The organism is Stenotrophomonas sp. YAU14D1_LEIMI4_1 (assembly GCF_003086815.1).
Lineage (GTDB): Bacteria > Pseudomonadota > Gammaproteobacteria > Xanthomonadales > Xanthomonadaceae > Stenotrophomonas.
Genome location: NZ_CP025997.1, coordinates 1441196 through 1453360, shown reverse-complemented (window position 1 = coordinate 1453360; position 12165 = coordinate 1441196). Strand labels below are relative to the sequence as shown.

The 12165-nt window shown below is 64.6% G+C and carries 10 protein-coding genes and 3 tRNA genes; 4 read left to right on the top strand and 9 right to left on the bottom strand.

Going from position 1 to position 12165, the window contains the following annotated elements; genetic code table 11:
* Positions 1–64 precede the first annotated feature (64 nt).
* From rlmB to rnr, 3 genes are all read right to left on the bottom strand, one after another.
* Positions 65–808 (bottom strand): 23S rRNA (guanosine(2251)-2'-O)-methyltransferase RlmB, encoded by a 744-nt coding sequence (gene rlmB, locus C1932_RS06700; protein ID WP_107230358.1) that lies wholly within the window; start codon positions 806–808, stop codon positions 65–67.
* Between the two features lie 93 nt (positions 809–901).
* Positions 902–1396, bottom strand: a complete 495-nt coding sequence (locus C1932_RS06695; protein WP_108752620.1) for a GFA family protein — start codon at positions 1394–1396, stop codon at positions 902–904.
* Positions 1397–1555: 159 nt separating this feature from the next.
* On the bottom strand, positions 1556–4021 hold the full coding sequence (rnr, locus tag C1932_RS06690; RefSeq protein ID WP_108761627.1) for a ribonuclease R: 2466 nt from the start codon (positions 4019–4021) through the stop codon (positions 1556–1558).
* A gap of 128 nt (positions 4022–4149) precedes the next feature.
* Here rnr and C1932_RS06685 point away from each other — a divergent pair.
* Both C1932_RS06685 and C1932_RS06680 read left to right on the top strand, forming a co-directional pair.
* Positions 4150–4234: transfer RNA gene (locus C1932_RS06685), tRNA-Leu, on the top strand.
* 206 nt (positions 4235–4440) lie between these two features.
* Positions 4441–4525: transfer RNA gene (locus C1932_RS06680), tRNA-Leu, on the top strand.
* A 172-nt stretch (positions 4526–4697) separates the two neighbouring features.
* Here C1932_RS06680 and C1932_RS06675 read toward each other — a convergent pair.
* Positions 4698–5444: a sulfite exporter TauE/SafE family protein gene (locus tag C1932_RS06675; protein WP_108761626.1), complete on the bottom strand. Its 747-nt coding sequence runs from the start codon at positions 5442–5444 to the stop codon at positions 4698–4700.
* Positions 5445–5542: 98 nt separating this feature from the next.
* Between C1932_RS06675 and C1932_RS06670 the strand changes: the two genes are divergently transcribed.
* Both C1932_RS06670 and C1932_RS06665 read left to right on the top strand, forming a co-directional pair.
* Complete coding sequence (locus C1932_RS06670) at positions 5543–6436, top strand: LysR family transcriptional regulator (RefSeq protein ID WP_108761625.1); 894 nt, start codon at positions 5543–5545, stop codon at positions 6434–6436.
* 56 nt (positions 6437–6492) lie between these two features.
* Positions 6493–6577 (top strand) — tRNA-Leu (locus tag C1932_RS06665).
* A 71-nt stretch (positions 6578–6648) separates the two neighbouring features.
* On the opposite strand, the gene C1932_RS06660 is transcribed toward C1932_RS06665, so the two are convergent.
* Genes C1932_RS06660 through C1932_RS06640 form a run of 5 tightly spaced genes read right to left on the bottom strand, consistent with a single transcriptional unit; the run spans position 6649 to position 12164 of the window.
* Positions 6649–8154 (bottom strand): hypothetical protein, encoded by a 1506-nt coding sequence (locus tag C1932_RS06660; RefSeq protein WP_159094507.1) that lies wholly within the window; start codon positions 8152–8154, stop codon positions 6649–6651.
* A 5-nt stretch (positions 8155–8159) separates the two neighbouring features.
* Positions 8160–8810 carry an ABC transporter ATP-binding protein gene (locus C1932_RS06655; RefSeq protein ID WP_159094506.1) on the bottom strand — a complete coding sequence of 217 codons (651 nt, stop codon included), beginning with the start codon at positions 8808–8810 and terminating at the stop codon, positions 8160–8162.
* Entirely contained in the window at positions 8810–10483 is a 1674-nt protein-coding gene (locus C1932_RS06650) for an ABC transporter ATP-binding protein (RefSeq protein WP_108761622.1), read from the bottom strand. The genes C1932_RS06655 and C1932_RS06650 overlap by 1 nt, the downstream gene beginning before the upstream one ends.
* Positions 10480–11316, bottom strand: a complete 837-nt coding sequence (locus tag C1932_RS06645) for a hypothetical protein (RefSeq protein ID WP_108761621.1) — start codon at positions 11314–11316, stop codon at positions 10480–10482. Before C1932_RS06645 ends, C1932_RS06650 begins: the two co-directional genes overlap by 4 nt.
* Complete coding sequence (locus C1932_RS06640) at positions 11313–12164, bottom strand: hypothetical protein (protein ID WP_108761620.1); 852 nt, start codon at positions 12162–12164, stop codon at positions 11313–11315. Before C1932_RS06640 ends, C1932_RS06645 begins: the two co-directional genes overlap by 4 nt.
* Between the last annotated feature and the right edge of the window lies 1 nt (position 12165).

Below are 12165 nucleotides of genomic sequence, written 5' to 3'. Positions count from 1 at the left end.
GTCGACACAGCACATGAGAACGGGTCAGAGCCCTTGTCCAGGGAAAAGGGATCAGACCCCGCGCTCAACCGCGCTGGCGCACGGCCTCGAACAGGCTGACGCCGGCGGCCACCGACACGTTCAGGCTCTCGATCTCGCCCGGCATCGGAATCTTCACCAGGCCATCGCAGTTCTCGCGGGTCAGGCGGCGCAGGCCGTCGGCCTCACCGCCCAGCACCAGCGCGATGTTGCCCTTCAGGTCCAGGTCGTACAGCGAAGCGGTGGCTTCGCCGGCCAGGCCGTAGATCCACACGCCCTGCTTCTGCAGGTCCTTCAGGCAGCGCGACAGGTTGGTCACCGCCACCACCGGAATGCGGTCGGCGGCGCCGGCCGAGGTCTTGCGCACGGTGGCGTTCACCGTGGCCGACTTGTCCTTGGGAATGATGACCGCCGTGGCACCGGACGCTGCAGCCGAGCGCAGGCAGGCGCCCAGGTTGTGCGGGTCCTGCACCTCGTCCAGCACCAGCAGCAGGGCCTTGCCCTCGGCAGCGGTCACCAGGCCTTCCAGCTCGTTCTCACTGTAGGTGCGGGCAGCGGCGTAGCGCGCGGCCACGCCCTGGTGGCGCACCGAACCGCCCACGCCATCCAGCGCCTGGCTGTTGACCTTGCGCACGTCGATGCCCTTGCGGCGGGCGTTCTCTTCGATTTCGGTCAGGCGCGGGTTCTTCGCACCGGCCTCGACCAGCACTTCGCGGACGTTGTCGGCGTCGTTCTCGATGGAGGAGGCGACGGCGTTGACGCCGACAATCCACTGGCTGTTCTTGCTCATGCGGGCGGGGACGGGAAAGGGGGTGGCTATGGTAGAGCATCGGCGGCGGCCGCGCTGCGTGCCCGCCGGGCATGGCCCGGCGTTACCCGCCGTTCATCCTTCGGCTGAACGGCTGCGCGCGGGCCAGTGCGGGGTATCGTGGTCGGGGTGCTGGTGGGACACGATCGTGGCCAGGAACTCCAGCGCGGCCACGTCCTCCTCGGTGCGCCGCGCCGGCAACCGGGCCAGATCATCCACGAAGGGCAGCTTGCGCTCGGCCCCGTACTGGATGGTCGGTGGCAACCGCTCGGGCTGGTCGAACGCCCCGGCCGCCACCGCCATGCCATCGGGCGCTTCGTAGGTGAGCGGCGTGCCGCAGTCGGCGCAGAACCCGCGCTGCACCACGTTGGAGGACTGGAAATGGCGCGGCTGTCCGCGGGTCCAGGCGAACTGTGCGCCGCGTACCGAGACCAGCGGCGCGTAGTAGGCACCGAAGGCTTTCTGGCACATGCGGCAATGGCAGATCGAGCTGTCGGTCAGTTGGCCGCGCACCTGGAAGCGGATCGCGCCGCATTGGCAGCCGCCGCTGTATTCGGGATGGCCCTGCATGGTGGGTTCCTCGGAAACGTCGTGCCAACCAAGGTTGGCACCTACCGGGTGAGGGATGTGCCAACCAAGGTTGGCACCTACCGGGTGAGGGATGTGCCAACCAAGGTTGGCACCTACCGGGCGGGGTGGGTGCCGACCGTTGGTCGGCACACCTTGCCTTCAATATTTCTCTTTCTTGCGCTTGGCCGGCTTGCCACGCTCGGGCAACGGCGGCAGGCCGTCACCTTCGTCCTCGCCCTTGTGCTCGACCAGGCGGAAGTCGATCTTGCGCTCTTCCATGCTGGCCTTCAGCACCAGGATGCGCACGCGGTCACCCAGCCGGTAGCTGGCACCACGGCGCTCGCCGCTCAGCGTTTTCCGGGTCGCATCGAACTTGTAATAGTCCTGCGGCAGCTGGGTCACGTGGACCAGGCCCTGCACCTTGGAATCGTCCAGTTCCACGAACAGGCCGAAGCTGGTCACGCCGCTGATCACACCGTCGAACTGGCCGCCCACGTGCTTTTCCATCCACGCCGCGCGGTAACGCTCGTCCACTTCGCGCTCGGCTTCGTCGGCACGGCGCTCGCGTTCGGAGCACTGCAGGGCCAGCGCAGCCATCTCGCGGGCGTTGTAGGTGAAGGTGTCCAGCGGCTTGCCGGACAGCGCGTGCTTGATCGCACGGTGTACCAGCAGATCGGGGTAGCGGCGGATCGGCGAGGTGAAGTGCGCGTACGCCTCCAGCGCCAGGCCGAAGTGACCGTGGTTGTCCGGGCTGTAGATGGCCAGGCTCTGGCTGCGCAACAGCACCGATTCCAGCAGCGTGGCATCGGGACGGTCGCGGATCTTCTTCAGCAGCTTGGTGTAGTCGCCTGGGCGCACCTTCGACCACGGCGGCAGGCTCAGCTTGAACTCCTTGAGGAATTCCAGCAGGTCGGCGTACTTGGTTTCCGGCGGCTTTTCGTGGATGCGGTACGGCGCCGGCACGTGGCGCGACAACAGGTATTTGGCCGCCTCCACATTGGCGGCGATCATGCATTCTTCGATCAGCTTGTGCGCATCGTTGCGCACCAGCATGCCGGCCTGGGTCACTTCGCCGCGATTGTCCAGCACGAAGCGCACTTCGCTGCTTTCGAACTCGATGGCACCGCGCTTGGCACGCGCCTTGGCCAGCACCTTGTACAGCTGGTGCAGGCGCTGCACGTGCGGCAGCAGTTCGCCCATCCAGGCCTTGGTATCGGCATCATCCTCGCCCACCGCCTTCCACACCTGGGTGTAGGTCAGGCGCGCGTGCGAGTTCATCACTGCTTCGTAGAAGCGCGAGTGGCTGACCACGCCGTCACGGTCGATCTGCATGTCGCAGACGAAGCACATGCGGTCGACCTTGGGCATCAGCGAGCAGATGCCGTTGGACAACGTCTCCGGCAGCATCGGCACCACGAAGCCCGGGAAATACACCGAGGTGGCGCGCTTCTGCGCTTCCTCGTCCAGCGGCGTGCCGGGGCGCACGTAGTTGGACACATCGGCGATGGCCACCACCAGGCGGAATCCGTCGGCATTCGGTTCGCAGTACACCGCGTCGTCGAAGTCCTTGGCGTCCTCGCCGTCGATGGTGACCAGCGGCGTGCTGCGCAGATCGACGCGGTTGCCGATCATCGCCGGCTCGACCACCAGCGGCACCGAGGCGGCTTCGTCCAGCACTTCCTGCGGGAACTCGAACGGCAGTTCATGGCCGTGGATGGCCGTTTCCACCACCAGCGAGGCGGTCAGCTTGTCGCCCAGCACGGCAATGATGCGGCCGATCGGCGGGCGGCGGCTGTCCGGTGCCTGGGTCAGTTCGCAGACCACCAGTTGGCCATCGCGCGCGCCACCGGTCTGGTCCGGCGGCACCTGCACGTTGCGCTGGATGCGCTTGTCATCGGGCACCACGTAGTTGATGCCCATTTCAATGCTGAAGCGACCGATCAGGCGGGTCATGCCGCGCTCAAGCACGCGGGCGATGCTGCCTTCGCGGCGGCCGCGGTGGTCGATGCCGGTCACCCGCGCCAGCACCTTGTCACCGTGCATGACCTTGCGCATTTCATAGGGCGGCAGGAACAGATCGTCGCCACCCTCGACCGGGCGCAGGAAGCCGAACCCTTCCGGGTTGGCGATCACCACGCCGGTGACCAGGTTCAGCGTCTGGATCGGCGCGAAGCCACCGCGGCGGTTCTGCACCAGCTGGCCATCGCGCACCATCGCGCCCAGCCGGCGCGACAGCGCCTCGGCACGATCGGCGGCGGTCAGACCCAGGCGTGCGCCCAGTTCCTCGGCGGTCTGCGGCCCTTCGCAACGCTCCAGCAGTGCCAGGATGGCCTCGCGGCTGGCAATGGGTTGTTCGTATTTTTCTGCTTCGCGGGCCGCATAGGGATCGTCGATCACCTTGCCGGCCGGCGGCAGCTTGCGGCCTGGGGCCGGGCCCGGGGCGGCGGCATCGGCGCTGCGGCCCTTGCGGCCGCGCGGCGGTGCACCGCCTTCATTCAATTCCGGGAACCAGCCCGGCAACGGCTTGCCCGGCCTGGCGGTGCGGGCTGCGCCCGCCTTGGCACCCTTGGTCGAGGCCTGGCTGCGGGACTTGCTCCCGCCCTTGCTTGGTTTTTTGGTAGTCATCGCCCTACATGGTAGCCGTTGCAGGCGTGCACAGCGGGTCAGCGGCCACCTTTGCAGGCGGCCGTGAAATTTTTGCGCGAAAGCGTTGACAGCCTGCCGATTCATCTTCACAATTGCGCCTCTGGAACGCCCAGGTGGCGGAATTGGTAGACGCACTAGTTTCAGGTACTAGCGGGTAAAACCGTGGAGGTTCGAGTCCTCTCCTGGGCACCAACGAAAAAACTCCTCGCTTCGGCGGGGATTTTTTTTTGCCTGCGATCCGGCAATGGGGTCGGATCCCTTTCCAAAGGAAAGGGATCCGACCCCGACATCTGGCCCCAGGGTCAGAGCCCGCTTCGCAAGCGAAACGGGATCCGACCCCGGCGCTGCAAAAGGTGTTGACACCCCCGTAACAACACCCCATAATCTCGCTCCTCGACGCCCAGGTGGCGGAATTGGTAGACGCACTAGTTTCAGGTACTAGCGGGTAAAACCGTGGAGGTTCGAGTCCTCTCCTGGGCACCACGTCGAGAATGAAAAAGACCCGCGAAAGCGGGTTTTTTCATGTCCGCGATCCGGGCCACGCCGACCCGTAGAGTCGAGCTTGCTCGACTGCACCGACCTGTAGAGTCGAGCCATGCTCGACTGATTCCATGTAGGGCAGTCGAGCATGGCTCGACTCTACAAAAACGGACCGTCAGAACAACGGCCGCAGCACCAGCTCCAGCCCCAGCAGCAACAGGAACCCCAGGAAGCACGCGCGGAACACCCGTGCGCTGATGCGCTGCCGGATCACCTGCCCCAGCCACATGCCCGCCAGCGCCGGCAGCACCGCCAACGCACTCATGCCCAGCTGCTGTACGCCAAAGGCGCCATGCAGCACCAGGCCCGTGGTCAGCGAAATCGTCGATACGGTGAACGCCAGGCCCAGCGCCTGCACCAGCTCGTCGCGCTGCAGGCCCAGCGACTGCAGGTAAGGCACCGCCGGCATCACGAATACGCCGGTGGCACCGGTCACCACGCCGGAAATCGCCCCGACCAGCGGCCCCAGCCAGCGCTCGCGCCGCTGCGGCACATGGAACACCGGCGCGACCAGGGCGTACAGCGCATAGACCACCAGCGCCACGCCCAGCGCCATGCGCGAAAGATCGCGGTCCACCCGCACCAGCAGCGCCGCCGAGCCCAGCGTCATCACCACCACCGCCAGCATCATCGGCCACAGCCGCCGCACGGTATGGCCCAGCGATGGGCCGGACAACAACTGCCAGGCATTGGTCACGAAGGTGGGAATGAACAGCATCGATGCGGCCGCCACCGGCGACAGCGCGCCGCCCAACAAGCCCATCGCCACCGTCGGCAGCCCCATGCCGGTCACGCCCTTGACCACGCCGGCCAGCACGAACACCACCACCAGCAACCCATAGAAGTACATCGTCTCGTTCATGCCGCCATTGGAGCGGCCGCGGCAACGGCGCACAATGCGGCTTTGCGGCCCCACCCTTCGGACCAGCCGAAGGCAGCCGCCCTGCCGAGGTCATTGCCATGCGACTGGACATTGCCGATCTGCGCCTGTTCCTGGCCGTCGCCGACGCCGGCAGCATCACCGCCGGTGCGGCGCAGGCCAACCTGGCGCTGGCATCGGCCAGCGAACGCCTGCGCGCCATCGAAGCCGATGCCGGCAGCACGCTGCTGGACCGGCACCCGCGCGGGGTGAGCCTGACCGAAGCCGGTGCAGCCCTCGCCCACCATGCGCGACTGATCCTGCAGCAGCAGGCGCAGCTGCGCGGCGAGCTGCAGGCATTCGCACAGGGCGCGCGCGGCACCCTGCACCTGTATGCCAACACCGCTGCGCTGACCAACTACCTGCCCTCGCGCCTGGCACCGTGGCTGGCCCAGCGGCCACGGCTGCGGGTGGAACTGCACGAGCGCACCAGCAACGAAGTCGTGCGCGCACTGCGCGCCGGGCAGGCCGAGGCCGGCATCATCAGCGACGCCGTGCCGGCCGAGGGACTGCAGCGCCATGTGGTGGCCGAAGATCCGCTGGTGATGCTGTTGCCGGGCCACCACCGTTTCGCCCAGCGCCGCAGCGTGCCCTTCGCCGATGTGCTGGGTGAAACTTTCGTCGCGCTGGCCGACGGCAATGCCCTGCAGACCTACATCGAAGAACTGGCCGCTGCCGCCGGTCGCGTGCTGGATGTGCGCATCCGCATGAAAACCTTCGAGGGCCTGTGCACGATGGTCGGCCACGGCATCGGCGTGGGCATCATGCCGCGCACGCTGGCCCGGCAGCACCGGCGCAGCACCGGCACCGTTGCCGTTCCACTGGAAGATGGCTGGGCGCAGCGCCGTCTCTGCGTGTGCATTGCCGATGCGCAGGCATTGTCGGCACCGATGCGCAGCCTGCTGCAGCACCTGGGCGTTCGCACTGAAAAATAAGTGTGAAATTGTGTTGACACATCGGCGTGCTTACCGCACAATTTCTCTCCTGAGTTGCCCAGGTGGCGGAATTGGTAGACGCACTAGTTTCAGGTACTAGCGGGTAAAACCGTGGAGGTTCGAGTCCTCTCCTGGGCACCATGACTCAAGATGATCAAACCCGCGAAAGCGGGTTTTTTCGTTTCAGCAGCTTGAGGATGCCGACGTTGCCGTCAGCGCCGGCAAGCGCCTTGCTGCTGCATCCGCAGTCGGATCAGTTCTATCGCGCAGAGCCCCACTGACAGCCCGAGAGCGGTCGCCAGTGAAGGCAGCCCTGCGCCTCGGAACCCGATGAAGTCCAGCGCAGGAGAAATGGCCTCGGCGACGACGGCGTAGACCGCAAGCAGGCAACTCGCGAAGCCCAGCGCTGGCCTTTGCGCCCGGCGCCCGCACAGGACCAGGCACAAGGCAACACAGAGCAGACCCGCCTCCACGGTAAGCAAGCGCAATGCACCTGCCTGAATGACCGGAAGCACCGCCACCGCGGCGGGCAACATCAGTCCGAGCGCGGGAACGAACAGACCGCGCAAGCCATACAATGCGGGCTGACAGGCATCCAGCGCATCCAAGGCACGGATCTCACGCCCTCCATCCTTGGCAGCGCCTGCCAGCACCGATGCCAAGGCGAGCAGAACGGCCATGGGTGTACCTGCGCTGTCCACGCAGCTCAACAGCGCAGCCGCCGCCAACAGCCAACCCCAGGACGACCGGCGCCGGTACCAATGGGCAAACTGCCAGACAACCCGCCACAGACGAACGTTCCCAGCTGCCAGCACCGGCGCCACCGGCTGTTCGGGTGCGACGGTCTGATGGCGTGCATGCACATACCGGCGCGGGCGCCCCCTTGCCTGCACCTGCACCCGCATCCACCGCCAACACGACAGGAACAGTGCTCCGGCAAGACCCAGCATTGCGCCAAGCATGCTGAGCCGGGCACAGGCCAAGTCCGAGATGCCTGAGAGCTGATGCCATTGCAACGTGCCAACGCCAAGCCGCGTGGTGAACCCCAATGTCATCGGCCCCGTCGCGGACACGGCACCGTTGATCAATCCGATGCCGAAGGCGTCGAAAATGTGCAGCATCGTAAGCTGCAGGAGAAGCAACCACGCGCAGATCACAACCAGCACCCGCCCCAGCGAATTCATCGGCACCAGCGCGTCCAGCACGATCACCACCACCAGCGCCACCGACACAACCACGGCGCCGAGCAGCAGCGACATGCCCACTACCGGCCAAGCGGGAAACTGGTCGTACTTGAAGTACGCCAACACTCCCATGCACAGGCACGACAGGAGCAAGAAGCACACCGCAATGCCAGTGCCTCCAAGCAGATTGCCCGCCACACCCAGTACCGGCCTGAGGGGGGCACAGTAAAGAACCCGGTACGCACCTTGGGCACGCTCGATCGCGGGGGCTCCGCCGATCATGAATATCAGGAACGGAAACAGGAACACGCCCCACAGCACGGTGGCCAGCACCATCGCGGTGTCGGCTGTCATGACTACCGCTTGATTGCCGACGAGCAGCAGCGAATATCCCGCCCCGTGGCCGGGCACCAGTGCCGCACAGAACACCAGAACGAGGCCCGCACTCAGTAGACTGCGATGGTCCCTGTAACGCGCACGGAACGTGCCGCAACTCCATACCCAAAGCGAGACCCATTGAGATCGCAACGCCATAGCGCTCATATCCCCTGAATCACAAGCCGATCGCCTTCCAGACGCAACCGTGCCGAGAGCCTGGCGGCGCAACTGGAAGGGAAGTCATGATCGGTGAAGACAATGATGCGCTCAGCGGCCTCTGCAACGAGAATCGAGTACATGGTCTGACGTGAGACGGCATCCACACCCGCGGTCGGCTCATCCAGGATGCAGGCACGCGTTGGCGCCTGCAACGCATACGCGAACCCAAGCCGTTGCAGCATACCCACACTGTACTGCTCGCAGCGGCGGTAGGCGTCCCCCATCAGTCCAACCCGGGCCAGCCAGAACTGCGCACTCTGCTCCGCGTCGTGTCGGTCGATGCCGCGCAACCGCAGGAAATGCACCAGCAGCTCGGAACCCGTCATGTGCCCATAGCAGGGAAAACTCTGGGGCATATAGGATGCCATCGATAGAAACTGGCGTCGTTTGGAAATGGAGTTGATGCCATCAAGTGACACAGCCCCGGACATAGAGCGGCGCAAACCGAACATGCAGTCAAACAGCGTCGATTTGCCTGCACCGTTGGCCCCTTCCAGCAGATAGAGTCCGGCACCCAAGGCCAGGGTACCGGTGCGGACCACACGACCACCGGCGTCAAACGCCATCTCCTCGAAAATGAGTTCGCCCTTCATCACGCAACTGCCTCGACATCGAACGTCGGCGACAGGCCCCGGGATCGTTCCACGCGGGCAGCCCCCAACTCGATGACCACCACTTGATCGGCACATCTGGCCATCGCCTCGGAGTGGGTGACCGCCACGATGGTGACCCGTCCCTTCATCGCTTCCAGCAATGCCAGTACACCAGACTCCGACTCGGCATCAAGCGAAGCCGTTGCCTCGTCCAGCAACAATACCGACGGGTTGCGCGCCAAGGCCCTGGCAAGCGCGATCCGCTGCTGCTGGCCACGTGACAGGTTCCGTGCGCCTTCCGAAACTTCGTACTCAAGGGTGTTTGCGGGTGCGATGAACTCACTCAGGTGCGCTCGCGCTGCTGCATCCCGCACCTCGTCATCTGTGAGATCCAGCTGCCCGAAGCGTATGTTGTCAGCGATGGTTCCGGCAATGACGCAAGGATGCTGCGGCACGATCACCATCCCGCCGGCACCGGGGCGCGCACCGACAGACACGACCCCCATCGTCGGCTGGGTAACCCCGGCCAGCAACGAAGCCAGCGTGCTCTTGCCCACTCCACTCTTGCCGATGATCGCGGTAAAAGAGCCCGGAGCAACTGAAAACGAGAGGTTCCGCAACACCGGGATCGCACTTCCAGGGAACTGGAAACCGACCCCGACCACGTTGATCGCACCCTCCACCACATCATTTCGGGCGTCTGCACCAATTGCCGGGGCGATGCTTGTGTCCGACAGCAACGGATTGGCTTTGAGGACCGCTGCAGCCCGCCTCAGCTTTCCCGCATTCCCGTTGAGACGACCGGCTGCCGTGATGGCGATGTACATGAAGGCAAGAAGTGAGATCAGACTGGCACTGCTGATTGAGCCTGCAACGACCTTGCGCGCGCCCAGCCAGACAATCACACCCAACGACAGCGTAAACGCCACCTGCGCCACAGGTGTCGCCAACGCCATCAGACGCAGGTTTCGACCAACCGCCCGATTGGCCACCGCCAGCGATGCAGTGAAACGGCCAAGGAAGAAGTCCTGCGCCGCAAAGGCCTGAATGGCAAACAACCCCGAGGACGCCTCGGTGAAAACCGCGGTGTAGCGCGAACGCAACTCCTGAATCTGCAGCCCACCTGCGGTCACCCGCCCATAAAGCGCCCACATGATCCAGGCATTGATGCCCATGCACGCCACGCAGACCAGCGCCATGGTGATGTCAATCACCGCTATCGCACATAGAGCACCTGCAAAAAGCAGGCTGTTCCGCAGTGACACGGTCAGGTTGGTGGATAGCCCTGCCTGGATCACCGACACGTCTGAAATCAGGCGCGACACGCTTCGTTCGTGCGAACTCAACGAATCAATCGGGCGCCGCATCAGAGCCTCGAAGAAGCGGCGGCGTAGCGAAAAGGCGATCCGTTCAGAAGCTACCATCGAGGTATAGGTGAAGATGGATGCCACTACACCTTGTACTACCAACAGTACACCCAACATGGCGATAGATGGCCAGACCGCATCGATGGAAGCTCCGACATTGGAAGTGTCGATGCGCGCTGCCACGTCGCCGAGAAGCTTTGGTGCTACCAGGATCAGTGCGCTCGCCAACAGAATCAGCAGGATCGACAGGGCGTACAACCGCCATTGTTGGCTGGCCAGTCGCACCAGCGCGAGATGCGCGTTCATGCAGCACCCCGCAGGGGCAGCGGTCGCAGGCCCGCATCCTGGACGGCGAGTGCGTGCACCGTGAATGGGAGGTGGAACTGGAGATCCAGATCATCCGGGATGATGTTCTTCTTGTTCAGCATGTTCACATGGCCGTAGCTGCCATTGGACCGCCGCTGTAGCCGGATGAACTCCATGCCGATATCCAAATAGTCGGAGCGGCAACCGCAGTGAAGAAGCGCACACAGCAGTGTGCAGGCGGTATCGAATCGATACTTCCGCAGATCAGACAGGGCAATCAACGCCAGGCAGTTGGCAAGGTCCGGATCAAGCCGATGCGGTTGGGCCATCAGCTCGTACGCATAGGCAACAAGCTGAGGAGGGGCCCATTGCAGAACCTCAACCGTATCCGGAGACAGGGGTAGCTGCGCTGACACCTCGACGCGAGGCGCTGACAGCAGCGACTCGATATACCGCGCGCGCCCCGAGTGCGGCCCGGGCACTCGCGCGAACTGCGCCGCAATTTCGCCGCGCGCGCGCGCAATGCCCGCCCAATGTGACCGCACGGGAAGCGCAGCGGCTACACGCAGGACCATCGCCGGGTCCAGCGCATCCAGGATCGCGCCCTGGTCCGTGCACAGATAGTGATCGAGCGCTGCCAGCGCAGCACTGGAGAGCGCGCCCGCTCCGCCCCCAGTCGCAAGCGCCCTTCGTTCGAGATAGAGAAGCCCAAGCGTAGCCGAGAAGGACGATGCGACAAGCCGCGTATCCCGCGAAACTGCGGACGCGTGCTTGAGCAGATAGCGCACAGTGGCTTCTTCATCCGAAAGAGCGAAATCCTGAACCTGATTCATACCCGTTGCTCCGATTCCATGCACCTGATGCAGGCAATGCTTGCCTGTAGACGAAGACCAAGCTGTGCCATTGCGGCAAACTCTTCATCCTGCGGGCGCGCCTGCTGAAGGGGGACCAGCTCACCGGTCCTTGCCGAATGATTCACGCAGGCCACAACGGCAGCGTACGCTGCCGCGCGCAATGCTGGCGGCGCGCCCAGCATTCCGGCCAGCGATCGCAACGTAGCCACCCATGCGACAGCCCCTTCCCGCAGGGCCTCGTACAACATCACAGATCCCCACCGCACCGGGAAGCAGCCGGCATCAACCACCCGCTCCTGAACCAACGCGTCGAGCCTGACCAGCGTCAGGATGTCGCCCTCACCGTAGTAGCCGTGCAACAGACGGCTGTCCAGAACAGTGCTGGCCACCGCGCGCTTGCTCCATGGATCAGGTGGCTCGTCCAGCCCCAGTGGCGATGCCAGGTTCGCGTCCAATGACAGCCGCGCCAGCGGGCTCATTTCACATCGCGCAAGACAGCCGTGGAAGATGGCGTCCACGGCACGACGATCCAGCAGGCTGAAATCCGGCCGGGATGCAGCCAGCCGCACCATCGCCGAGAGTGACGATGAATGATCGCGCTTGGCTGATGCGTAGTCATGCAGCCGCCCATTACGCAACAGTATCAGTACGCGCGCGGCGAACAACTCGCGCAGCCGTACCAGCGCATCTGATCGCCCAGCCAGAATGAGATACTGAGCAACCACGCCGACGCTGGCCAAGACGGATTCACAGTGATGCTCCCCCAGGTCGTCAAGCAGCTCACGCGACTGCAGTTCGCAGAGGTCGACCAATGACAGGATGCCCATC

Excerpts from the sequence above, each read along its gene's own strand:
- rnr (WP_108761627.1), bottom strand. The coding sequence starts at position 4,021 with ATGACTACCAAAAAACCAAGCAAGGGCGGGAGCAAGTCCCGCAGCCAG.
- C1932_RS06645 (WP_108761621.1), bottom strand. The coding sequence starts at position 11,316 with ATGAATCAGGTTCAGGATTTCGCTCTTTCGGATGAAGAAGCCACTGTG.
- C1932_RS06650 (WP_108761622.1), bottom strand. The coding sequence starts at position 10,483 with ATGAACGCGCATCTCGCGCTGGTGCGACTGGCCAGCCAACAATGGCGG.
- C1932_RS06670 (WP_108761625.1), top strand. The coding sequence starts at position 5,543 with ATGCGACTGGACATTGCCGATCTGCGCCTGTTCCTGGCCGTCGCCGAC.
- C1932_RS06675 (WP_108761626.1), bottom strand. The coding sequence starts at position 5,444 with ATGAACGAGACGATGTACTTCTATGGGTTGCTGGTGGTGGTGTTCGTG.
- C1932_RS06640 (WP_108761620.1), bottom strand. The coding sequence starts at position 12,164 with ATGGGCATCCTGTCATTGGTCGACCTCTGCGAACTGCAGTCGCGTGAG.
- C1932_RS06695 (WP_108752620.1), bottom strand. The coding sequence starts at position 1,396 with ATGCAGGGCCATCCCGAATACAGCGGCGGCTGCCAATGCGGCGCGATC.
- C1932_RS06660 (WP_159094507.1), bottom strand. The coding sequence starts at position 8,154 with ATGGCGTTGCGATCTCAATGGGTCTCGCTTTGGGTATGGAGTTGCGGC.
- C1932_RS06655 (WP_159094506.1), bottom strand. The coding sequence starts at position 8,810 with ATGAAGGGCGAACTCATTTTCGAGGAGATGGCGTTTGACGCCGGTGGT.
- rlmB (WP_107230358.1), bottom strand. The coding sequence starts at position 808 with ATGAGCAAGAACAGCCAGTGGATTGTCGGCGTCAACGCCGTCGCCTCC.